Below are 21,198 nucleotides of genomic sequence, written 5' to 3'. Positions count from 1 at the left end.
TGCGGCGATGGTAACGGATGAGCGCCAAGCTGCAAGCGCCGTCAACGGATTTGCGCCTCTGGCAGGGTCAATGTGCGCGGGATCTTGCCCGCATCCCAGTGGCGAATGCCCCAGTCCAGCAGCTCCTGGGGGCTGACGTCGACCCGTTCGGGGCCCGGCTGTTGTCCCAGCGCGCGCAACGCCCGCAACAACAGCGGCGTGGCCTGGTCGGGCGTCAGCGGAGGCGAGCGGTAGGATTTGCCGAGCTTGTGCCCGTCCGGCTGAGTGATCAGCGGTACATGCAGGTAGCGCGGTTGTGGCAAACCGAGCAGCTCTTGCAGGTAGAGCTGGCGTGGCGTGGAGTCCAGTAGGTCGGCGCCGCGCACGATATCGGTCACCCCTTGCCAGGCGTCATCCAGCACCACCGCCAGTTGATAAGCATAGAGTCCGTCGCGACGGCGAATCACGAAATCGCCGACTTCCCGGCCCAGGTGTTGGCGGAACTGGCCTTGTACGCGATCGCTGAAGTGATACGCCAGCTCAGGGACGCGCAGGCGGATGGCCGCGTCTTTGGCGTCGTGGCCGGCGTTGCGGCACAGTCCCGGATAAATGCCCTGATACGGTTCCAGTTGTTTGCGCGAGCAGGTGCAGGCATAGGCCAGACCCTGGCTGAGCAGGCGATTGATGACCTGGTCGTAGGCCTCATGGCGCTCACTCTGGCGGACCATCTCGCCGTCCCATTCAAACCCGTAGCTTTGCAGTGCCTTCAAGATTGCCGCTTGTGCGCCAGGCTCTTCCCGTGGCGGGTCGAGGTCCTCCATGCGCAACAACCAGCGCCCGCCCACGGCCCGGGCATCCAGATAGGACGCCAGCGCGGCGACCAGTGAGCCGAAGTGCAGGTGGCCGCTGGGCGTGGGGGCGAAGCGGCCGATGTAGGGGGGGCTGGGGATCATAAGGTAAATGTTACTGGGTCTACGCGGTGGGAATACATATCTTGATGACCACTCTCACCCCTCTGTGGGAGCGAGCCTGCTCGCGATAGCGTCTCATCAGTCGGCATTGCTGTGACTGACCCACCGCGATCGCGAGCAGGCTCGCTCCCACAAGGGAACCAGGCGTGTGGGACGTAATCAGAAACAAAAAACGGAGCGTGTGAACGCTCCGTTTTCGGTTACAGCCCCGACAATTTATTTGCCGACCTGTTTTTCCTTGATTTCCGCCAGCGTCTTGCAGTCGACACACATGTCGGCGGTCGGACGTGCTTCCAGTCGTTTGACGCCGATCTCGACGCCGCAGGACTCGCACCAACCGTATTCTTCATCTTCGATCAGTTGCAATGTCTTGTCGATTTTCTTGATGAGCTTACGCTCACGGTCGCGGGCGCGCAGTTCGAGGCTGAATTCTTCTTCCTGACTGGCTCGGTCGGCCGGGTCGGGGAAGTTGGCGGCATCGTCTTTCATATGATCAACGGTGCGGTCGACTTCCTGCATCAAGTCCTGTTTCCACTTGTTCAGGATCTTGGTGAAGTGCGCGCGCATGGGGGCGCCCATGTACTCTTCGCCGGCTTGCGGGACATATGGCTCAAACCCGCTGAGCGACTGATTTTGATTCTGCTTTGCTTGGGTGGGCATGAATGGACCGCCTCTACTCTTGTAATCCACTACGCAGGATTGCTCCATCACCGACACCTGCCGGCCCTGCGGCTGCAAGCGGGCGAACTTACCAGATCAAATCGGGCCGCGCTACTCCCGGTTGTCGAGCCTGCGGTGGCCGGGGCTTGCGACGGGTGGTCGGGTTCGGTCCGGTGGGGCAGCAAACCTGCTCAATGCTTGATTCTAGTCAAGCCTGGGCCAATCGCCGGAGTCATTTCCTGCAACGCCGCCGGTCCCCTGAGTTCGGGCGCGTTCCCGCAGTTGTTTCTGTGTTGGCCAGAGAGTTGGGTAGAATCGGTTCTTTTTGTGAGAAGCAAGGCTAATGGCTCAGCCCTACAGTGCGCGTAGCCGCGCCATTGAACCGTTCCATGTGATGGCGCTACTGGCCCGTGCCAATGAACTGCAGGCCGCCGGACACGACGTCATCCATCTGGAGATCGGCGAGCCGGACTTCACCACGGCGCAGCCGATCATCCAGGCCGGCCAGGCCGCGTTGGCGGCGGGAAAGACCCGTTACACGGCGGCCCGTGGCATCCCCGAGTTGCGCGAAGCCATCGCGGGTTTTTATGGGCATCGCTACGGCGTGGAAATTGACCCAAGGCGCATCCTGGTCACGCCGGGTGGATCCGGCGCGTTGCTGCTGGCCAGTGCTTTGCTGGTCGACCCGGGCAAGCACTGGCTGTTGGCTGATCCCGGTTACCCCTGCAACCGTCACTTCTTGCGGCTGGTGGAAGGTGCGGCGCAACTGGTGCCGGTAGGCCCCGACGTTCGTTACCAATTGACCCCGGACCTGGTAAACCGCCACTGGGACCAGAACAGCGTAGGCGCGCTGGTGGCGTCGCCGGCCAACCCGACCGGGACGATTCTCAGTCGGGACGAGTTGGCCGGGCTGTCCAAAGCCATCAAAAGCCACAACGGTCACCTGGTGGTGGATGAGATCTATCACGGCCTGACTTATGGCACCGATGCTGCGAGCGTGCTGGAAGTCGACGACGAGGCTTTTGTCCTTAATAGTTTTTCCAAGTATTTCGGCATGACCGGTTGGCGGCTTGGCTGGCTGGTGGCCCCTTCGGCGGCTGTCGGTGAGCTGGAAAAACTGGCGCAGAACCTCTACATCAGTGCGCCGAGCATGGCCCAGTATGCGGCGCTGGCCTGTTTCGAACCGGCGACCATCGAGATATTCGAGCAACGTCGGGCCGAGTTCGCGCTACGTCGCGACTTTCTACTGCCGGCCTTGCGTGAGTTGGGTTTCGGCATTGCGGTGGAACCAGAAGGCGCGTTTTACCTGTATGCCGACATTCGTGCATTCGGCGGCGACGCTTTTGCGTTCTGCCAGCACTTTCTGGAAACCGAACACGTGGCGTTCACACCGGGGCTGGATTTCGGTCGCCACCAGGCTGGGCACCATGTGCGTTTCGCCTACACCCAGAGCCTGCCGCGGCTCCAGGAGGCGGTGGAACGAATCGAGCGCGGACTGCGGAGCTGGCAAGGCTGATGGATTTTTCACCTGCGCTGGAAGAAGGTCGGCTGATTCGACGTTATAAGCGTTTTCTCGCCGATATCGAGACCGTTCAAGGCGAACTGTTGACTATTCACTGCCCTAACACCGGCTCAATGCTCAATTGCATGGCCGAAGGCGCGCGAGTCTGGTTCAGTCGTTCCAGCGACCCCAAGCGCAAATTGCCAGGCACCTGGGAAATAGGCGAAACCCCGCAGGGGCGGCTGGCCTGCATCAATACCGCGCGAGCCAACCCGTTGATCGAGGAGGCCCTGCGTGCCGGGGTCATCAGCGAACTGAACGGTTTTACCGGGCTCAAGCGTGAAGTGGCTTACGGTCAGGAAAACAGTCGTATCGATTTTCGCCTGGACTATGACGACGGCTCTGCCTGGGTCGAAGTCAAAAGTGTCACGTTGGGTTTTGACGACACGACCGTGGCGGCGTTTCCCGATGCGGTGACCTTGCGTGGAGCCAGGCATCTGCGCGAGCTCGCTCACTTGGCCCGGGACGGCGTGCGGGCGGTGCAGTTGTATTGTGTCAACCTTAGCGGCATCGACGCAGTGCGTCCGGCACAGGAAATCGACCCGGTGTACGCGGCGGCGTTGCGCGACGCTGTGGCTGCTGGCGTGGAAGTGCTGGCCTACGGGGTGAGGCTGACGCCTGAGCAGATGTGGGTGGACCGTCCGTTACCGGTGTTGCTCGAGCCGCTCCAACTCGACCCAGACGCCTTGTTCGTCCTCCCGGCTATCTAGCGCAGCGAGGAACTGCCCGGCGCAGGGGCCGGCGACGCATTCACCGTTTTCGATCAGAAATAGTGCGCCATGGGTGGCGCACTGGATCAGGCTGGCGCTGGGGTCGAGAAATTCATGGGGGCGCCATTCCAGCGGCACACCGCGGTGCGGGCAGCGGTTGAGATAAACATAAACCTGACCTGCGCGACGCACCGCCAGTAGCTTGCGCCCATCGATGTCGAAACCGCGACTGCTGCTGTCGGGCAATTCCGCGCTGGTACAAAGAAACTTCATGTGGGTCCCATAGGGTTATGAGTGAGCGAGTTTATGTGGGAGCGAGTCTGCTCGCGATAGCGGTCGATCAGTCAGCAGCGGTGGGGTCGACACACCGCTAATCGCGAGCAGGCTCGCTCCCACAGAGGGCACACTCCAAAGGTTCACGCTTGACGTCCAAATGAAAACAATTATCAAATGGCGCTTCCTTCGCTGAGGGCTGAGGATACTTTGCCTGACGGGTTGTTGCCCGGCCCTGTGAATATTTCTTTGAGGAAACTGCCCTATGCGCCTGAATATCCGTGTTGTCACGCTCTGTGTCGTCATGTTGGCCAGTCAGGGCGTGGCGGCGGCTGAACTACCGCAACGCTGGGTCAGTGCCGGCGGAGCAGTGTCCGAGTGGGTCAGCGCGCTGGGCGGTGAGTCGAAACTGGTGGGTGTGGACACCACCAGTCAGCATCCCGAAGCCTTGCGGGATTTGCCCAGCATCGGTTATCAGCGACAGCTGTCGGCCGAGGGGGTATTGAGTCTGCGTCCGCAGATCCTTGTGGGTACCGAGGAAATGGGGCCGCCACCGGTGCTGTCGCAGATCCGCAGCGCCGGGGTACAGGTTGAACTGTTCTCGGCCACGCCCGACCTGCCGACCCTCCAGGGCAATCTGCGGCACCTGGGGCAACTGCTGGGCGCCGAGGCCCAGGCCGCGCAGTTGTTCGACAGTTATCAACAGCAGCTCAGCCAGCAAAAAGCCCGGGTGAGTAAAATCCAGCTCAAGCAAAAGGCGCCCGGCGTGTTACTGCTGGTGGGGAGCGCTGGCGGCAAGCCACTGGTCGCAGGCCTCGGCACTTCCGCCGATTGGCTGTTGCAGCAGGCCGGCGGTCACAACCTGGCGACCCATAATGGTTACAAGTCATTTTCGGTGGAGACCCTGGCCGGCTTGAATCCCGAAGTGCTGGTGTTCGCCGATCGCGCGTTAAGTGGCGAAGAAGCACGTGCGGCGTTGTTCAGGGAAAACCCGATTCTCTCCTCCACCCGGGCCGCCAGGGCCGGGCGTGTTATCGAGCTTGACCCGACATTGCTGGTCGGCGGGCTAGGCCCGCGGTTGCCACAAAGCCTGGTGAAGCTGACGGCCGGTTTTTACCCGACCGAGCCGGCCAAGACACCATGACCTCGTTGGTCAAGCCGCGCACCTTGTTCATTGGCCTGGGCCTGTTGTGTCTGCTGGCGATCTGGCTGTCCCTGGCCCTGGGGCCGGTGAGTTTGCCACTGTTCGATACCTTGCGCGCCGCGTTGCGCCTGATGGGGTTGCCGGTGGCCGCCGATGGTCTGGAGCAGGCCGAACTGATCCTCGGCCAGATCCGTCTGCCGCGCACGCTGCTGGGGTTGGCGGTGGGCGGGGTATTGGCGTTATCCGGGGTGGCGATGCAGGGGCTGTTCCGCAACCCGCTGGCCGACCCAGGGCTGGTGGGGGTGTCCAGCGGTGCGGCACTGGGCGCGGCGTTCGCCATTGTTGGCGGCTCAGCGCTGGGTGGCTTGCCCGAAGCGTTCGGTCCCTACCTGTTGTCGTTCTGTGCATTTCTCGGCGGGCTTGGGGTCACGGCACTGGTTTATCGCCTCGGCCGGCGCAATGGCCAGACCCATGTCGCGACCATGCTCCTGGCGGGTATCGCCCTGACCGCGCTGTCCGGTTCGGCGGTGGGTCTGTTCACCTACCTGGCTGACGACGCGACCCTGCGCACCTTGACGTTCTGGAACCTGGGGAGCCTGAACGGGGCCAGTTATGCGCGGTTGTGGCCGCTGTTGCTGGTCAGCGCTGGCGTAGCACTCTGGCTGCCACGTCGGGCCCGGGCGCTCAATGCTCTGTTGCTGGGTGAGTCCGAGGCCGCCCATTTGGGCGTTAATGTCGAAGGGCTCAAGCGTGAGCTGGTGTTTTGCACGGCCCTGGGGGTTGGCGCGGCAGTGGCGGCGGCGGGCCTGATCGGGTTTGTCGGACTGGTGGTACCGCATCTGGTACGGTTGATGGCCGGTCCCGATCATCGAGTTCTGTTGCCAGCTTCGGTGCTGGCGGGGGCGAGCCTGCTGCTGTTCGCCGACCTGGTGGCGCGCCTGGCACTGGCTCCGGCGGAATTGCCGATCGGCATCGTCACGGCATTCATCGGGGCGCCGTTCTTCCTCTATCTATTGCTGCGAGGGCGCGCCTGATGTTACGAGCGCAGAACTTGCACATTCAACGTGGCCGCAAGACGGTGTTGGCGGGTGTTGATCTTGAGCTCAGCCCCGGCCAAGTGTTGGGTGTACTCGGTCCCAACGGTGCAGGTAAAAGTACGTTGCTGGCGGGCCTGTGCGGTGAATTGCGACCGGCCCAGGGGCAAGTCTGGCTCGATGATCGGCCATTGATTCAGTGGGAGGGCTCCGAGCGTGCCCGTCGCCTGGCGGTATTGCCGCAGTCATCGACCCTGGATTTTGCCTTCCGCGTCGAAGAAGTGGTCGGCATGGGACGCCTGCCTCATCAGAGTGGTCGAGTGCGTGACGAGCAAATCGTTGCCTTGGCATTGCACGCCTCAGACGCGGCGCATCTGCACGGTCGCAGTTACCTGGCGCTGTCCGGGGGCGAGCGCCAGCGAGTGCATCTGGCGCGGGTGTTGGCGCAGTTGTGGCCAGGGGAGGCGGGGCAGACCTTGTTGCTGGACGAACCGACCTCGATGCTTGATCCGCTGCATCAGCACACCATCCTGCAGGCGGTGCGTGAGTTTGCCGATCACGGCGCTGCCGTGTTGGTGATCCTGCATGACCTGAACCTGGCTGCGCGTTATTGTGATCGCCTGCTGTTGCTTGCGTCTGGTCGGCCGGTGGCCCTGGACACCCCGCAGCAAGTGCTGCGCCCGGAACCGCTCAAAGCGGTATTTGGCCTGGAAGTGTTGGTGCAACCTCATCCGGAGCGCGGACATCCATTGATCATCGCCCGCTGAGGGTTCCTTGAGGATGTAGACGTGCGCCTGATTCTGATTCTGGCATTGAGTGTGCTGACGGCCTGTCAGAGCACCGTGCCGCCGCCGGTCGACGGGCAGATCCGTGATTTGCACAATGGCCGGGCCATCACGCCCCAAGCGTTGGTCGAGCGCCTGGCGCGGGCGCCGCGAGTGGTGGTGGGCGAACAGCATGACAATCGCGATCACCACACGCTGCAGCTATGGCTGCTTAAAGCCTTGGCCGCACAACGGGCCCAAGGCAGCCTGCTGCTGGAAATGCTGACGCCCCACCAGCAGCCTCGGGTTGACGTGGTCCGCCAGCTACCTGCCGTGCCAGCCGATCTGCCCGGTGCCCTGGATTGGTCGCCGGGATGGGACTGGAGTCTGTATGGTCCGGTCGTCGAGTTCGCCTTGGCGCAAGACTATCCATTATTGGCCGCCAATCTGGACACCGCCGAGATCCAGCGCGTCTACCGGCAAGCGCCGGACTTGCAAGGCGCTCGTGCGAAGGCGGCCAGTGTGAAGGATCAGTTGCTGGAGCAGATCCGCCAATCCCATTGCGGCCTGCTACCCGAATCACAGATGCCGGCGATGCTCGCCGTCCAGCAACAACGTGACCGACGCATGGCCGAACGTTTGTTGGGTGCGCCATTACCTGCATTGTTGTTCGCCGGTGCCTGGCATGGGCGAAAGGATGTCGGTGTGCCGCTGCATGTGCTGGATCTGGGCGCCAGTGAGGCGCCGACAGTCCTGATGCTGGCCGAGGAGGGCAGCGACGTTACCGCGGCCATGGCGGATTACGTGTGGTACACCAAGGCCGCGCCGCCTCAGGATTACTGCGCGCAGATGCGTGAACATTCCAAGGGCTGACGAGCAGACAAAAAAAGACCCGGCAAAAGCCGGGTCAAATAACCGTGATTAGCCTGATGAGGAGATATCTGAGAGTCCGAACCAAGGGCTTTTCAAATATCGACCAGTCTCGCGACCGGATGTGGTAATCATAGCGATTCTCATTACCAAGTCAAACATTGTTTTTTGGTTTTGCTGAAATAACTATCAGGCTAAGCCGCGCGGCGCCAAACAAGGGGAATCGTCAGGCTTTGTGGCGCGTCGAAACGGCGTCCAATTGTTTGTTCAAGGCTTCCTTGCGCTCGGCTGGGATGTCATTCCAGTGCACATCCATCAACGCGCCCTCTATGGCATAGAGCAATACCTTCGAAGCCCGGAAACCGCGGGTGCGTACCGCGCGATAGGCATCAACCGCTCCGAGGCGGCGCAAATCCGAGGCGCTGTGGATGCCTACGGCATGCAGCCACTGGGCTGATGTCTTGCCCAGGTTTTTCAGATGTTGCAGTTCATCATTCATCGAGCCTCCTTGCGACGGCCGACTGGTGCAGTGGGGCAAGCTTCTCAGCAGTGTAGCGGTCAGTAGGAAAAGTGTGATTCTTTGGTGGGATTTGAAGCAAAAGCTTCTAATGCATTACGCACGATAGGCGCGAGCGCGCGGCAAGCTGCATCGTCCAGCGCAGGCGGGGGCGCTGGAGATCTATTCGGTTTGCGACAGGCCTGGCTTGGCTCAGCGAGTGCGGTAACGCAGCCGGGTGCCGAAGTTCATCGACATCAAAATCTCGTCGGCAGACAGTTCCGCTGGGAAATAGGCGCCCGATATCTGCGCATGGGCCAGGCTCGCGCCTTCCAGGGACGACTTGCGAAAATCGATGCCGCGCAAATCTGCGGAGCGGAAGTAAGCGTCGGTGAAATCCACGTCGTCGGCATCGAGCTCTCGCAGATCAAGTCCGCGAAAATCGCCACCACGCATATCAACTGGGCCTTGAGGCCGTTCATTGTTGAAACCGGCAATGTCGTCTTCGCGCAGCAAAGCATACAGCGGGGTACCGAGAAGCTTGGGTTGGCTCATTTCATATTACCTGTTGGTTTTATGACGCCAGTATACTGCCACCATTTGGCGGCCGTGAAGGCTGGGAAGACCTCACGGCCGAAATAGTTTTTTACAAGCCAGGCAAGCGCTGGCGAATCTGCGCGACCACGATGTCGAGCGTGCCGCTTTCATTGGTCTGGACCCGTTTGCTGCACAGGATCTCTGCAGGAGTGAGTGCTTCGCGGCTGGCCTGTTGTGCAGCGATGACGGCCAGGTTTGCGTCGGACGGATCTGTTTGATCGGCCTGGCGTTGCGCAAGCCTGCTTTCGATAACCGCTTGTGGCGCATTGCAATCGAGGATCAGGAACGGAGCGCCTGTGGCTTCGGCAACCTGCGCCGCGGTAGCGCGCTGATCGTGCTTGAGGTAAGTGGCGTCGATCACTGCTGGGAACCCGGCATGCAGGATGACACCGGCGATTTCATGCAGGCGGGCATAAGTGGCAGCGCTGGCGTCGCTGCTATAGATGCCGGCTTGTGGATCGTTGGGTATTTGCTGCTCACCAAACAGACGCTTGCGTTCAACGTCCGAGCGCAAGCGGATGGCTCCCAGGGCTTCTACCAGGCGCATCGCGACATGGCTCTTGCCAACGGCCGAAACGCCAAGGGTAATGGCCAGGAAGCGCGAGGGAATGGTGCTGTAGCTTTCGGCCAGGTTCGCGTAGTTGCGGTACTGGCGCAGGGTCGTGGCGCGCTGCACCGGGTCGGCTTCGGCCGGCATGCTGAACAGCGCGACCTTGGCCCGGACCAGGGCGCGGTAGGCTTTGTAGAAGTTCAGCAGTTCCAGGCCCCGATAGTCGCCGGTCAGTTCCAGGTATTGACTGACGAAACGTCGCGCCAACGACTTGAGACCACGGTCTTCCAGGTCCATCGCCAGGAAAGCAGTGTCGGCATAGACATCGGTGAAACGGAACGGCTCGTTGAATTCGATGCAATCGAAAATCACCACCTTGCCATCGATCACCGTGGCGTTACCCAAGTGGATGTCACCGTGGCATTCGCGGATGAAACCTTCGGTTTTACGTTCACTGAGCAGTGGTTTGAGGCGTTCGAAGCTGCTTTCGGCCCAGGCTTGCAGGGCTTGGAGTTGCAGCAGGTCAGCCTTGTCGCTGAGGAACGGACGAATCTGTTCGAAGTTCTGCCGTACCGGTGCCATTACGCTGTCCGGGGTGCCGGCGTCGTTTTCGGCGGGCACTGTGGGCGTGGAGAGATGGAAACGGGCGATCTGCGCGGCCATTTCGTCGACGTGCGCCGTGGTCAGTTCGCCATTGGCCTGGAGTGTGCTGAGCAGTTGGCTCTGGGGAAACTGGCGCATCTTCAGGGCGTATTCGATAGCCGGGCCTTCGCCACCCAGTTGCGGCGCTTCTAGGGTACCGGTAATCGGCATGACCTCCAGATACAGGTCCTGGGTCAGGCGCTGGTTCAAACGCAGTTCTTCCCCACAGAAATACTTGCGTGCGTCGAGGCTGGTGAAATCAAGGAAACCGAAATTCACCGGCTTTTTGAATTTGTAGGCATACGGCCCAGTGAGCAATACCCAGGAAATGTGGGTCTCGATGACCTGGAACCCTTCGACGGGATGCGGATAGAGGGCCGGGTTTTGCAGGGCAGCGATCAGGGACTGGCTCACGGGCGATCCTTCAGAGACTGGAAAAATTCAAGGCCGTCATTATGGCGGCAAGCCGCGTTAACGCAAACAGGAGGGCCCGTTGTGTGGTCATGTTGAACCGCGGCAAAGTGCGTATAATCCGCCGCCATGACTCGTACCCGATCCCCCCGTACCCCCAAGAAACCACCCGCCAGTCGCCTGCGGCCCTGGCTGGGCTGGGCCCTTAAACTCAGCCTCGTGGGCCTCGTCGTGCTCGCTGGCTTTGCGGTCTACCTCGATGCCGTGGTCCAGGAGAAGTTCTCCGGCAAGCGCTGGACCATTCCGGCCAAGGTCTACGCCAGGCCTCTGGAGCTGTTCGTCGGACAAAAGCTGAGTCGGGATGATTTCCTGACCGAGCTCGATGCCCTGGGCTATCGTCGTGAAAGCGTTGCCAATGGCCCGGGTGCCGCGTCCGTCAATGGCAATACCGTTGATCTCAATACCCGTGGTTTCCAGTTTTATGAAGGCATGGAGCAGGCGCAGGCGGTGCGCGTGCGTTTCTCCGGCGACTACGTGGCAGCGCTGACCGGTGCCAGCAATGCGAAGCTGTCGGTGGTGCGCCTCGAACCGCTGTTGATCGGTGGCCTATATCCCAAGAACCTCGAGGACCGGATCCTGATCAAGATCGACCAGGTGCCGCCGTTCCTGCTCGATACGCTGATCGCCGTCGAGGACCGCGATTTCTACCATCACTTCGGCGTCTCGCCCAAGTCGATTGCCCGAGCCATTTGGGTCAACACATCCTCGGGCCGTATGCGCCAGGGCGGCAGTACCCTGACCCAACAATTGGTCAAGAACTTCTATTTGACCAATGAGCGCAGCCTCAGCCGCAAGCTTACCGAAGCCATGATGGCGCTGTTGCTGGAGCTGCACTACGACAAGCGGGAGATTCTTGAGGCGTACCTCAATGAAGTCTTCGTCGGCCAGGACGGTCAGCGAGCGGTGCACGGTTTCGGCCTGGCCAGCCAGTTCTTCTTCAGCCAGCCGCTGTCCGAGCTCAAGCTGCATCAGGTGGCGTTGCTGGTGGGTATGGTTAAAGGGCCGTCCTCCTACAACCCGCGTCGTCATCCGGAGCGCGCCCTTGAGCGGCGCAACCTGGTGCTCGACTTGCTGCAACAGCAAGGCGTGGCGACGGCCGAGCAAGTCGAAGCGGCGAAAAAAATGCCTTTGGGCGTGACCAAGCGCGGCAGTCTGGCAGACAGCTCGTTTCCTGGATTCATGGACCTGGTCAAGCGTCAACTGCGTGAGGACTACCGCGACGAAGACTTGACCGAAGAAGGCCTGCGGATCTTCACCAGCTTCGACCCGATCCTGCAGATGAAGGCCGAAGCCTCAGTCAATGACACCTTCAAGCGGTTGGCTGGGCGTAAGGGCTCTGATGAAGTTGAAGCTGCGATGGTGGTGACCAACCCGGAAACCGGCGAAGTCCAGGCCATGATCGGCAGTCGACAGGCCAATTATGCCGGTTTCAACCGGGCGCTGGATGCGGTGCGCCCGATCGGCTCCCTGATCAAGCCGGCGGTCTACCTCACCGCCCTGGAAAAGCCGAGCCAGTACACGCTGACCAGTTGGCTGTCCGACGAGGCGTTCTCGGTCAAGGGCGCGGACGGCCAGGTGTGGAAGCCGCAGAATTATGATCGCAGGTCTCACGGGACGGTGTTCCTGTATCAGGGGCTTGCGCATTCCTACAACCTGTCGACAGCTCGTCTCGGGCTTGAGATCGGCGTGCCGAACGTGCTCAAGACCCTGGCCCGCCTGGGCGTCAGTCGTGAATTCCCGGCGTTCCCGTCGATGCTGCTGGGAGCCGGTGGCCTCACGCCGATTGAAGTGGCTGCCATGTACCAGACCTTGGCCAACGGCGGCTTCAACACGCCGATGCGCGGGATTCGCAGCGTGCTCACCGCCGACGGCGAGCCGCTCAAGCGCTACCCATTCCAGATCCAGCAGCGTTTCGACCCGGCGTCCATTTATCTGATCCAGAGCGCCATGCAACGGGTCATGCGTGAAGGCACCGGCAGTTCGGTTTATAACGTACTGCCGCGCAACCTGACGCTGGCGGGCAAGACCGGTACCAGCAACGACTCGCGCGACAGCTGGTTTGCCGGTTTCAGCCAGGACCTGCTGGCAGTGGTCTGGCTCGGCCGTGACGACAATGGCAAGACCCCGTTCACTGGCGCCACCGGTGCATTGCAGGTCTGGACCAGTTTCATGCGCAAGGCCGATCCGTTGCCGCTGGACATGCCGCAACCGGACAACATCGTTCAGGCCTGGGTGGATTCGCGCACCGGCCAAGGGTCCGACGCCAGTTGCCCGGGTGCGGTGCAGATGCCGTATATTCGCGGCAGCGAACCACCACCCGGTGCAGCCTGTGGCATTCCAAATCCCGCCGAATCGGTCATGGATTGGGTCAAGGACTGGATGAATTAAGCAAAGAGGGTTTCAAGTGAACAAGTGGTTGATTCCAGCGGTAACTGCCGTGGCTTTGCTCAGCGGATGTTCTACCGTACAACGCGGTTCGATTCCGGTTGTCGATTCCGGTACTGCCGTTTCCAACAGCGAGCGGGTCTCGGCCAATGGTGGTTTCCGTCAAACGACGGTGCAGCGGCCGGTACAGGGTCAGGCGATCCCCCAGGGTGACACCGGGGTTGTGGTGATGGTGCCCGGTGGCGGCGCCACGACGTCGGCACCGATCAGCAGCACTCCCATCACGCCGGGGCCGATCACGCCAGGGCCTATCGATACTTCGCCAATCGACCAGGGCAGCTACAGCATACCTTCGGCACCGGGCAGCATCCCGTCGACCAGCTCGGGCGGTCTGTCCGCCGATGAGCAATTGGACGGTCCAGTACTGGCGCTGCTCACTACCGCACAACAACAGCAGGCCGGTGGTGACCTCAACGGTGCCTCCTCCAGCCTGGAGCGTGCCCAACGTGTTGCGCCGCGCGAACCCCAGGTTCTTTATCGCCTGGCCCAGGTGCGCATGGCCCAGGGCGATGCGCCGCAAGCCGAGCAATTGGCCCGTCGTGGCCTGACATTCGCCAACGGTCGTCCGGCGCTTCAGGCCAGCTTGTGGGAATTGATCGCTCAGGCCCGTGAGAAACAAGGCGACTCCGCCGGCGCGGCATTGGCCCGTCAGAAGGCCAAGGTTTCACTCTGATGGATACGCGCTTTCCCAAGATCGCCGATCAGTTGCTGCTGATCGAGCGGGAACTGCGGGTCCAGGGCTGGTGGAGCAGCGTTTCGCCGTCGGCCGAAGCGTTGGCCAGTGTCGAGCCGTTCGCGGTCGACACACTGGACTTCGAGCAATGGCTGCAATGGATTTTCCTGCCGCGCATGAAAGCCATTCTGGAAAATGACCTGCCGCTGCCCAACGCCTCGGGCATCCTTGCGATGGCTGAAATGGTCTATGCGCAGCGGCCGGGGCAAGGCATCGAGTTGCAGCGACTGTTGGCGCAGTTCGACCAGTTGATCAGCGACGTCAACTGACAGCCACTTATTGGCAGTGCTCCTCGATCTGCTTGCGGGTTTCGTCGATGCGCTGGCGCCGCTCCTCTTCTGTGAGGCGGCGCATTTCCCCTTCCACATCCTCGCGGACCCTCGGGTTGTTCTGCAGTTGCGCGAGGTTGGTTCGGGTCTGTTCGCAGAAGGCCTTGAGCTGAGCTTGCTGTTCGGCAATCTGCTGCTTCACCTGTTGGTCAATCGTCTTCTGGTCGCCAATGACCCCGGCAGGCGGGGGGGCTTCTGGCCTGGCGGCGGAAGGGGACGATTTGATCACCGTCGTGGCCTGTCCTCCTGGCGGCGGCTGGGAGCCAAAGTGGGTAACCCCTTGGGCGTCCACCCATTTGTAGACCTGACCGGCCATGCACATCGGGCTCAGGCCAACCAGCAGGCTGGCAGTCAAGAAGAACATTCGCATGCTGTTTCCTTGTCATGGGTTGCGCAATTGAAGCTAACACAGTTGCTGTTTAAAGGTTTTTTCTTGCGTTCTCATGCGCTTACTTCGAATAAAGCACATTCACGGCTTGACTTGCAGAGGGCGAAACAGAAGAATCCAAAGTCCGCTGTAGAGGGACTGCCAGAAGCAGGCCCACTCAGCAGATCATGAGGCGCACATCCGCGCCGACCTGTTACACCCGCAACGCGTTACCTCGCGCTGGGTGGGAAAGGCCCGCAACACTTGGGACGATCCCAATACTTGCTCAGTCAGTGCTGACGTAGTCGGCGACCACCGTCGCTCATGCTCTGCCGAGAAGTAAACCTATTAAGACCCGTCCCTTTTTGTGGGCCGGTATTCTGGCGTTTTAGAGGTGAACAACGTGGAGCTTTTATCTGGCGGTGAGATGCTCGTCCGCTTTTTGCGTGACGAAGGCGTCAAATATATCTACGGGTACCCCGGTGGTGCTCTTCTTCATGTCTATGATGCCCTGTTCAAAGAGCCGGAAGTGACCCACATCCTGGTTCGTCATGAGCAAGCGGCGACCCATATGGCTGACGGCTATGCCCGTGCCACCGGTAAAGCCGGCGTGGTCCTGGTGACATCCGGCCCTGGCGCCACGAACGCCATCACCGGTATCGCCACGGCGTACATGGATTCCATCCCGATGGTGATCATCTCCGGTCAGGTGCCCAGCACCATGGTCGGCACCGACGCGTTCCAGGAAACCGACATGATCGGTATCTCCCGGCCAATCGTGAAGCACAGCTTCATGATCAAGCACGCTTCGGAAATCCCGGAGGTCATGAAGAAAGCCTTCTACCTGGCTGAATCCGGTCGTCCGGGCCCGGTAGTGGTCGATGTCCCGAAAGACATGACCAACCCGGCCGAGAAGTTCGAATACATTTTCCCCAAGAAAGCCAAGCTGCGCTCCTACAGCCCGGCTGTGCGCGGGCACTCCGGGCAAATCCGCAAGGCCGCCGAAATGCTGCTGGCGGCCAAGCGTCCGGTGCTGTACTCGGGTGGCGGCGTTATCCTCGGTGGTGGCTCCGCGCCGCTGACCGAATTGGCGAAAATGCTCAACCTGCCGGTAACCAATACGCTGATGGGGTTGGGCGCCTACCCGGGCACTGACCGTCAGTTCATCGGCATGCTCGGCATGCACGGCAGCTACACCGCGAACCTGGCGATGCACCATGCCGATGTGATCCTGGCGGTTGGCGCGCGTTTCGACGACCGTGTTATCAACGGCCCTGCAAAGTTTTGCCCGAACGCCAAGATCATCCACATCGACATCGACCCGGCATCCATCTCCAAGACCATCAAGGCAGACGTGCCGATTGTCGGTCCTGTGGAGAGCGTGCTGAGCGAAATGGTCGCGATCCTCAAGGAAATCGGCGAGACCCCGAACAAGGAGTCCGTAGCCAGTTGGTGGAAGCAGGTCGATGAGTGGCGCGGTGATCGTGGCCTGTTCCCTTTCGACAAGGGCGACGGCAGCGTGATCAAGCCGCAGACCGTGATCGAAACCCTGTGCGAAGTGACCAAGGGCGATGCCTTTGTGACATCCGACGTTGGTCAGCACCAGATGTTCGCCGCGCAGTACTACAAGTTCAACAAGCCTAACCGCTGGATCAACTCCGGTGGCCTGGGCACCATGGGCTTCGGTTTCCCGGCGGCCATGGGTGTCAAGTTGAGCTTCCCTGATGATGACGTTGCCTGCGTAACGGGCGAGGGCAGCATCCAGATGAACATTCAGGAGCTGTCCACCTGTCTGCAATACGGGTTGCCGGTGAAAATCGTCAACTTGAACAATGGCGTACTGGGCATGGTTCGCCAGTGGCAGGACATGAGCTATGGCAGCCGTCACTCGCACTCCTACATGGAGTCGCTGCCGGACTTCGTCAAGCTGGTCGAAGCCTATGGTCACGTGGGCATCCGCATCACTGACTTGAAGGACTTGAAGTCGGGGCTTGAAGAAGCTTTCGCCATGAAAGATCGCCTGGTGTTCCTCGATATCAAGGTCGATACCAGCGAACACGTCTACCCGATGCAGATCAAAGACGGTTCCATGCGCGATATGTGGCTGAGCAAGACGGAGCGTACCTAATCATGCGACATATTATTTCCCTGCTTCTGGAAAACGAACCGGGTGCTCTGTCTCGCGTAGTGGGCCTGTTCTCGCAGCGCAACTACAACATCGAAAGCCTGACCGTGGCGCCAACCGAAGACCCGACCCTGTCGCGTCTGACGCTGACCACCGTGGGCCACGATGAAGTCATCGAGCAGATCACCAAAAACCTGAACAAGCTGATCGAGGTGGTCAAGCTGGTGGACCTGTCGGAAAGCGCGCATATCGAACGCGAGCTGATGCTGGTCAAGGTCAAGGCCACCGGTGCCCAGCGCGCCGAGATCAAACGCACTACCGATATTTATCGTGGGCAGATCGTCGATGTCAGCGCCAGCGTCTATACCGTTCAGTTGACCGGTACCAGCGACAAGCTCGACAGCTTCATTCAATCGATCGGCACTGCCTCGATTCTGGAAACCGTACGCAGTGGCGTCACCGGGATTGCCCGTGGCGACAAAGTACTGAGCATCTAAACCAAATTAGCGAATGGCCTGAACGGCCGGATATAGGGGAAATTCATGAAAGTTTTCTACGATAAAGACTGCGACCTGTCGATCATCCAGGGCAAGAAAGTCGCCATCATCGGTTACGGTTCCCAAGGCCACGCCCAAGCGTGCAACCTGAAGGACTCCGGTGTTGACGTGACCGTCGGCCTGCGTAAAGGCTCGGCCACCGTTGCCAAGGCCGAGGCCCACGGCCTGAAAGTCACCGACGTGGCTTCTGCCGTTGCCGCCGCCGACCTGGTCATGATCCTGACCCCGGACGAGTTCCAATCGGCGCTGTACAAGAACGAAATCGAGCCGAACATCAAGCAAGGCGCCACCCTGGCCTTCTCCCACGGCTTCGCGATCCACTACAACCAGGTAGTGCCACGCGCTGACCTCGACGTGATCATGATCGCGCCGAAGGCTCCAGGTCACACCGTTCGTTCCGAATTCGTGAAGGGCGGCGGTATCCCTGACCTGATCGCGATCTATCAGGACGCCTCCGGCAACGCCAAGAACGTTGCTCTGTCCTACGCTGCGGGTGTTGGCGGCGGTCGTACCGGCATCATCGAAACCACCTTCAAGGACGAAACTGAAACCGACCTGTTCGGCGAACAAGCCGTGCTGTGCGGTGGTACTGTCGAACTGGTCAAAGCCGGTTTCGAAACCCTGGTTGAAGCTGGCTACGCGCCGGAAATGGCCTACTTCGAGTGCCTGCACGAACTGAAGTTGATCGTTGACCTCATGTACGAAGGCGGTATCGCCAACATGAACTACTCGATCTCCAACAACGCTGAATACGGCGAGTACGTGACGGGTCCGGAAGTGATCAACGCCGAGTCCCGCCAGGCCATGCGCAACGCCCTGAAACGTATTCAGGACGGCGAATACGCCAAGATGTTCATCAGCGAAGGCGCTACCGGCTATCCTTCGATGACCGCCAAGCGTCGCAACAACGCCGCCCACGGTATCGAAATCATTGGCGAGCAGCTGCGCTCGATGATGCCGTGGATCGGTGCCAACAAGATCGTCGACAAAGCCAAGAACTAAGTCGCGAGCTTGATCGAAAAACGCGGCCCTGGCCGCGTTTTTTCGTTTGGGCGGTGGCTTCTGGTATAAAGCTGCATCGTTTGCGGTCGAACCCTCGTCCCAGACACCTGTCGAATTTTTCACACCGTTGCAAGGTACTGTCCATGAGCGAACGCCCCGACGAGCCAAACCAGGCTCCTGACGCCGAAAGCCTGCTGCCCATCGATGAGCACGTCGAAGAAGGACATGACGCTGAAGGTCGTAAGGTCCGGCACCGTGGCATCTATCTGCTGCCGAATCTGTTCACCACCGCGAACCTGTTCGCCGGTTTCTATTCCATCATCAGTTCCATGAGCGCCCAGGCTGCCTTGAGTGCTGGCGATGGTGCCGGGGCGAGTCGTTACTTTGCCTTCGCTGCCATTGCGATCTTTGTCGCCATGGTGCTCGACGGCCTGGACGGGCGCGTGGCCCGAATGACCAATACCCAGAGCGCGTTCGGCGCCGAATATGATTCGCTGTCGGACATGGTCGCTTTTGGCGTGGCGCCGGCTCTGCTGGCGTTTGGTTGGGCGCTGGGGGACATGGGCAAGGTCGGCTGGATGGTCGCCTTCATTTATGTCGCCGGTGCCGCGTTGCGTCTGGCGCGTTTCAACACTCAGGTCGGTACGGCCGACAAGCGCTACTTCATCGGCTTGGCAAGTCCCGCGGCGGCAGGTGTCGTGGCCGGCGTTGTCTGGGCTTTCAGCGACTATGGTATCCAGGGTTCGAAGATGTCGTTCCTTGTGGCGCTGTTAGTTGCGGCGGCCGGGATGCTGATGGTCAGTAACATCAAGTACAACAGCTTCAAGGAGCTGGATCTCAAGGGGCGCGTGCCGTTCGTTGCGATTCTGGCAGTGGTGCTGGTGTTCGCGGTGGTCTTCAGTGATCCACCGCGTATCTTGTTGCTGGTGTTTCTCGCCTATGCCGCTTCCGGTCCGATTCAATACCTGTTGCGCCTGCGCCGGCACAAAAAAGCCGAGTGATGTAATTTCCCTCATACTCCGCAGTCTATTGGTACATCTGCCCTCCAATACTGCGGAGTTGTCATGCTGATCAAGATCCCTAAGTCGTCTGACTGCCTCGAGTCGGACGTCACGCCAGAATCCCTTTATCTATCCCGTCGTCAAATGCTGGGGGCCGCCGTGGCAGGTCTTGCCGTGAGTGGTCTTCCGCGTTGGGCCAGTGCTGCCGATGCTGCGCGTTATGCGGATGTCGAGCCTGGCAAGGCGCCGTCCTGGTTCGCCGAGAAACTGCCGTCCACCCAATGGGGGGCGGTTACGGTCAAGGACGAGTCCATAACGCCGTTCAAGGATGCCACCCATTACAACAATTTCTATGAGTTCGGAACCGGCAAAGGGGACCCGGCGGCCAATGCCGGATCTTTGAAAACCGAGCCCTGGAGTGTTGTGGTGGACGGGGAAGTGGGCAAGCCGGGGCGCTATGCTCTGGAAGACTTCATGAAGCCTTATCAGTTGGAGGAGCGAATCTATCGCCTGCGCTGCGTGGAGGCCTGGTCCATGGTTATTCCGTGGATTGGCTTTCCTATCTCCGCGTTGCTCAAGCAGGTCGAGCCGACCTCCAAGGCCAAGTACATCCGTTTTGAAACCCTGCAGGATCCCAAGACCATGCCTGGGCAGCGTTCGGGGTTCGCTTTGATCGACTGGCCCTATGTTGAGGGCTTGCGACTGGATGAAGCGATGAATCCGCTGGCAATCATGGCAGTAGGGATGTACGGACGAGAATTGCCCAACCAGAACGGTGCACCGTTGCGCTTGGTGGTGCCGTGGAAGTACGGTTTCAAAAGTGTTAAGTCCATTGTGCGCATCAGCCTGGTCAGCGAGCAGCCCAAGACGACCTGGCAAAGTATTGCGTCGGACGAGTACGGCTTCTACGCCAACGTCAACCCGACCGTCGATCACCCGCGTTGGACCCAGGCGCGGGAGCGCCGTCTGCCGAGCGGGCTGTTCAGTCCCAATGTTCGCGATACCTTAATGTTTAACGGCTATCAGGATGAAGTCGCTTCTTTATATGCAGGGATGGACTTGAGGAAGGATTACTGATGCGCTTTCCAGTCTGGCGAATCGGCGTGTTTGTCACGGCGGCGGTTTGGCCGTTGCTCTGGCTCTACGAGGCGTTGATGAATAAGTTGGGGCCTGACCCGGGCAAGGTGCTGGTGGATCGGCTTGGGCTGGGCACGCTGATTTTGCTGTTGATCACCTTGAGCATGACGCCGTTGCAGAAACTCACGGGGTGGGCGGGGTGGATCGCGGTCAGGCGCCAGTTGGGTTTGTGGTGTTTTACTTATGTGGTGCTGCATTTGAGTGGGTATACGGCGTTCATCTTGGGGTTCGATTGGTCGCAACTGGGTGTTGAGTTGAGCAAGCGGCCTTACATTATCGTCGGGGCACTTGGGTTTCTCGGTCTGTTGGCGCTGGCGGCTACCTCCAATCGCTATAGTCAGCGGCGACTCGGTGCGCGTTGGAAGAAATTGCATCGTCTGGTTTATCCGATCCTGGGGCTTGGGTTGCTGCATATGTTGTGGATCGTGCGGGCGGATCTGAAGGAATGGTCGATTTACGCTTCTATAGGGGCCCTGCTGCTGATGTTGAGAGTTCCGCCGGTTATGCGCCGGATTCCACGCTTAATGGGTCGCAAAGCACCTTCTGCAACAAAAGCGTAATTAACGCTTGACGGCAAATTCTGGACGTCTATAATTCGCCCCACTTCCGGCGCAGTCGAAACGAAAAACTCCTTGAGTTTCAATGAGTTAAACGACTTTAGGCAGCGCAGGGCTTCAGGTCATCGAAGCTTGGGAAGCAGTTGGTGGGGCGGTTGTAGTGCTCTATTAACGATTCGGTCTTCTCGATCGAAAGCGGTCAAAAAGAGGTGTTGACAGCAGC

The 21,198-nt window shown here is 60.2% G+C and carries 22 protein-coding genes; 15 read left to right on the top strand and 7 right to left on the bottom strand.

Features of this window, described 5'->3' with window-relative positions; genetic code table 11:
• Positions 1 to 41: 41 nt before the first annotated feature.
• Together gluQRS and dksA are read right to left on the bottom strand one after the other, a co-directional pair.
• Positions 42 to 932: a tRNA glutamyl-Q(34) synthetase GluQRS gene (gene gluQRS / locus MA884_RS25435; protein ID WP_256233097.1), complete on the bottom strand. Its 891-nt coding sequence runs from the start codon at positions 930 to 932 to the stop codon at positions 42 to 44.
• 234 nt (positions 933 to 1,166) lie between these two features.
• Positions 1,167 to 1,610, bottom strand: coding sequence for an RNA polymerase-binding protein DksA (gene dksA, locus MA884_RS25430; RefSeq protein ID WP_018609331.1), 444 nt, complete (start codon positions 1,608 to 1,610; stop codon positions 1,167 to 1,169).
• Between the two features lie 343 nt (positions 1,611 to 1,953).
• On the opposite strand from dksA, the gene MA884_RS25425 reads away from it, so the two are divergent.
• The gene (locus MA884_RS25425) at positions 1,954 to 3,126 is read left to right on the top strand and encodes a pyridoxal phosphate-dependent aminotransferase (RefSeq protein WP_256233096.1); all 1,173 of its coding nucleotides are present in this window, start codon (positions 1,954 to 1,956) and stop codon (positions 3,124 to 3,126) included.
• Entirely contained in the window at positions 3,126 to 3,881 is a 756-nt protein-coding gene (gene sfsA, locus MA884_RS25420; RefSeq protein ID WP_256233095.1) for a DNA/RNA nuclease SfsA, read from the top strand. Before MA884_RS25425 ends, sfsA begins: the two co-directional genes overlap by 1 nt.
• On the opposite strand, the gene MA884_RS25415 is transcribed toward sfsA, so the two are convergent.
• Positions 3,816 to 4,154 carry a Rieske (2Fe-2S) protein gene (locus MA884_RS25415; RefSeq protein ID WP_256233094.1) on the bottom strand — a complete coding sequence of 113 codons (339 nt, stop codon included), beginning with the start codon at positions 4,152 to 4,154 and terminating at the stop codon, positions 3,816 to 3,818. The genes sfsA and MA884_RS25415 overlap by 66 nt on opposite strands.
• A gap of 265 nt (positions 4,155 to 4,419) precedes the next feature.
• Between MA884_RS25415 and MA884_RS25410 the strand changes: the two genes are divergently transcribed.
• From MA884_RS25410 to MA884_RS25395, 4 genes are read left to right on the top strand one after another with little or no spacing between them, the layout of a single operon-like run.
• Complete coding sequence (locus tag MA884_RS25410; RefSeq protein WP_256233093.1) at positions 4,420 to 5,298, top strand: hemin ABC transporter substrate-binding protein; 879 nt, start codon at positions 4,420 to 4,422, stop codon at positions 5,296 to 5,298.
• A gap of 50 nt (positions 5,299 to 5,348) precedes the next feature.
• The gene (locus MA884_RS25405) at positions 5,349 to 6,332 is read left to right on the top strand and encodes an iron ABC transporter permease (RefSeq protein ID WP_256233130.1); all 984 of its coding nucleotides are present in this window, start codon (positions 5,349 to 5,351) and stop codon (positions 6,330 to 6,332) included.
• Complete coding sequence (locus tag MA884_RS25400) at positions 6,332 to 7,099, top strand: heme ABC transporter ATP-binding protein (RefSeq protein ID WP_256233092.1); 768 nt, start codon at positions 6,332 to 6,334, stop codon at positions 7,097 to 7,099. Before MA884_RS25405 ends, MA884_RS25400 begins: the two co-directional genes overlap by 1 nt.
• Positions 7,100 to 7,120: 21 nt before the next feature.
• Positions 7,121 to 7,969, top strand: a complete 849-nt coding sequence (locus tag MA884_RS25395; protein ID WP_256233091.1) for a ChaN family lipoprotein — start codon at positions 7,121 to 7,123, stop codon at positions 7,967 to 7,969.
• A 223-nt stretch (positions 7,970 to 8,192) separates the two neighbouring features.
• Here MA884_RS25395 and MA884_RS25390 read toward each other — a convergent pair whose 3' ends face one another.
• The 3 genes from MA884_RS25390 to MA884_RS25380 all read right to left on the bottom strand — a co-directional run bounded on the left by MA884_RS25390 (position 8,193) and on the right by MA884_RS25380 (position 10,665).
• The gene (locus MA884_RS25390) at positions 8,193 to 8,465 is read right to left on the bottom strand and encodes a TfoX/Sxy family protein (protein WP_047229837.1); all 273 of its coding nucleotides are present in this window, start codon (positions 8,463 to 8,465) and stop codon (positions 8,193 to 8,195) included.
• A 210-nt stretch (positions 8,466 to 8,675) separates the two neighbouring features.
• Entirely contained in the window at positions 8,676 to 9,017 is a 342-nt protein-coding gene (locus tag MA884_RS25385) for a pentapeptide repeat-containing protein (RefSeq protein ID WP_256233090.1), read from the bottom strand.
• A 91-nt stretch (positions 9,018 to 9,108) separates the two neighbouring features.
• Positions 9,109 to 10,665 carry a bifunctional aminoglycoside phosphotransferase/ATP-binding protein gene (locus MA884_RS25380; RefSeq protein ID WP_256233089.1) on the bottom strand — a complete coding sequence of 519 codons (1,557 nt, stop codon included), beginning with the start codon at positions 10,663 to 10,665 and terminating at the stop codon, positions 9,109 to 9,111.
• A 126-nt stretch (positions 10,666 to 10,791) separates the two neighbouring features.
• On the opposite strand from MA884_RS25380, the gene mrcB reads away from it, so the two are divergent.
• Genes mrcB through MA884_RS25365 form a run of 3 tightly spaced genes read left to right on the top strand, consistent with a single transcriptional unit; the run spans position 10,792 to position 14,169 of the window.
• Positions 10,792 to 13,110, top strand: a complete 2,319-nt coding sequence (mrcB, locus tag MA884_RS25375; protein ID WP_256233088.1) for a penicillin-binding protein 1B — start codon at positions 10,792 to 10,794, stop codon at positions 13,108 to 13,110.
• Positions 13,111 to 13,126: 16 nt separating this feature from the next.
• Complete coding sequence (locus MA884_RS25370) at positions 13,127 to 13,840, top strand: hypothetical protein (RefSeq protein ID WP_256233087.1); 714 nt, start codon at positions 13,127 to 13,129, stop codon at positions 13,838 to 13,840.
• Positions 13,840 to 14,169 (top strand): YqcC family protein, encoded by a 330-nt coding sequence (locus MA884_RS25365; protein WP_092403051.1) that lies wholly within the window; start codon positions 13,840 to 13,842, stop codon positions 14,167 to 14,169. Before MA884_RS25370 ends, MA884_RS25365 begins: the two co-directional genes overlap by 1 nt.
• 7 nt (positions 14,170 to 14,176) lie before the next feature.
• On the opposite strand, the gene MA884_RS25360 is transcribed toward MA884_RS25365, so the two are convergent.
• Entirely contained in the window at positions 14,177 to 14,599 is a 423-nt protein-coding gene (locus MA884_RS25360) for a DUF4124 domain-containing protein (protein ID WP_371134827.1), read from the bottom strand.
• A gap of 400 nt (positions 14,600 to 14,999) precedes the next feature.
• Between MA884_RS25360 and MA884_RS25355 the strand changes: the two genes are divergently transcribed.
• The 6 genes from MA884_RS25355 (at position 15,000) to msrQ (ending at position 20,978) form a co-directional block, all read left to right on the top strand.
• On the top strand, positions 15,000 to 16,724 hold the full coding sequence (locus MA884_RS25355; protein ID WP_256233086.1) for an acetolactate synthase 3 large subunit: 1,725 nt from the start codon (positions 15,000 to 15,002) through the stop codon (positions 16,722 to 16,724).
• Positions 16,725 to 16,726: 2 nt separating this feature from the next.
• Positions 16,727 to 17,218, top strand: coding sequence for an acetolactate synthase small subunit (ilvN, locus tag MA884_RS25350; protein WP_003176102.1), 492 nt, complete (start codon positions 16,727 to 16,729; stop codon positions 17,216 to 17,218).
• Between the two features lie 45 nt (positions 17,219 to 17,263).
• Complete coding sequence (ilvC, locus tag MA884_RS25345; protein WP_256233085.1) at positions 17,264 to 18,280, top strand: ketol-acid reductoisomerase; 1,017 nt, start codon at positions 17,264 to 17,266, stop codon at positions 18,278 to 18,280.
• Between the two features lie 143 nt (positions 18,281 to 18,423).
• A complete protein-coding gene (pssA, locus tag MA884_RS25340) occupies positions 18,424 to 19,281 on the top strand; it encodes a CDP-diacylglycerol--serine O-phosphatidyltransferase (protein WP_256233084.1) in 858 nt (285 codons plus the stop codon).
• A gap of 63 nt (positions 19,282 to 19,344) precedes the next feature.
• Entirely contained in the window at positions 19,345 to 20,358 is a 1,014-nt protein-coding gene (msrP, locus tag MA884_RS25335; RefSeq protein WP_256233083.1) for a protein-methionine-sulfoxide reductase catalytic subunit MsrP, read from the top strand.
• A complete protein-coding gene (gene msrQ / locus MA884_RS25330) occupies positions 20,358 to 20,978 on the top strand; it encodes a protein-methionine-sulfoxide reductase heme-binding subunit MsrQ (RefSeq protein WP_256233082.1) in 621 nt (206 codons plus the stop codon). Before msrP ends, msrQ begins: the two co-directional genes overlap by 1 nt.
• The last annotated feature ends 220 nt before the right edge of the window (positions 20,979 to 21,198 follow it).

This window comes from Pseudomonas sp. Q11 (assembly GCF_024494355.1).
GTDB classification, from domain to species: domain Bacteria; phylum Pseudomonadota; class Gammaproteobacteria; order Pseudomonadales; family Pseudomonadaceae; genus Aquipseudomonas; species Aquipseudomonas hefeiensis.
Note: the sequence above shows the minus strand (reverse complement) of the source record. Positions and strands in the feature narration are given on the sequence as shown.

Excerpts from the sequence above, each read along its gene's own strand:
- dksA (WP_018609331.1), bottom strand. The coding sequence starts at position 1,610 with ATGCCCACCCAAGCAAAGCAGAATCAAAATCAGTCGCTCAGCGGGTTT.
- sfsA (WP_256233095.1), top strand. The coding sequence starts at position 3,126 with ATGGATTTTTCACCTGCGCTGGAAGAAGGTCGGCTGATTCGACGTTAT.
- ilvC (WP_256233085.1), top strand. The coding sequence starts at position 17,264 with ATGAAAGTTTTCTACGATAAAGACTGCGACCTGTCGATCATCCAGGGC.
- mrcB (WP_256233088.1), top strand. The coding sequence starts at position 10,792 with ATGACTCGTACCCGATCCCCCCGTACCCCCAAGAAACCACCCGCCAGT.
- MA884_RS25360 (WP_371134827.1), bottom strand. The coding sequence starts at position 14,599 with ATGCGAATGTTCTTCTTGACTGCCAGCCTGCTGGTTGGCCTGAGCCCG.
- MA884_RS25410 (WP_256233093.1), top strand. The coding sequence starts at position 4,420 with ATGCGCCTGAATATCCGTGTTGTCACGCTCTGTGTCGTCATGTTGGCC.
- MA884_RS25425 (WP_256233096.1), top strand. The coding sequence starts at position 1,954 with ATGGCTCAGCCCTACAGTGCGCGTAGCCGCGCCATTGAACCGTTCCAT.
- MA884_RS25415 (WP_256233094.1), bottom strand. The coding sequence starts at position 4,154 with ATGAAGTTTCTTTGTACCAGCGCGGAATTGCCCGACAGCAGCAGTCGC.
- msrP (WP_256233083.1), top strand. The coding sequence starts at position 19,345 with ATGCTGATCAAGATCCCTAAGTCGTCTGACTGCCTCGAGTCGGACGTC.
- MA884_RS25400 (WP_256233092.1), top strand. The coding sequence starts at position 6,332 with ATGTTACGAGCGCAGAACTTGCACATTCAACGTGGCCGCAAGACGGTG.
- pssA (WP_256233084.1), top strand. The coding sequence starts at position 18,424 with ATGAGCGAACGCCCCGACGAGCCAAACCAGGCTCCTGACGCCGAAAGC.
- gluQRS (WP_256233097.1), bottom strand. The coding sequence starts at position 932 with ATGATCCCCAGCCCCCCCTACATCGGCCGCTTCGCCCCCACGCCCAGC.
- MA884_RS25365 (WP_092403051.1), top strand. The coding sequence starts at position 13,840 with ATGGATACGCGCTTTCCCAAGATCGCCGATCAGTTGCTGCTGATCGAG.
- msrQ (WP_256233082.1), top strand. The coding sequence starts at position 20,358 with ATGCGCTTTCCAGTCTGGCGAATCGGCGTGTTTGTCACGGCGGCGGTT.
- MA884_RS25390 (WP_047229837.1), bottom strand. The coding sequence starts at position 8,465 with ATGAATGATGAACTGCAACATCTGAAAAACCTGGGCAAGACATCAGCC.
- MA884_RS25385 (WP_256233090.1), bottom strand. The coding sequence starts at position 9,017 with ATGAGCCAACCCAAGCTTCTCGGTACCCCGCTGTATGCTTTGCTGCGC.
- ilvN (WP_003176102.1), top strand. The coding sequence starts at position 16,727 with ATGCGACATATTATTTCCCTGCTTCTGGAAAACGAACCGGGTGCTCTG.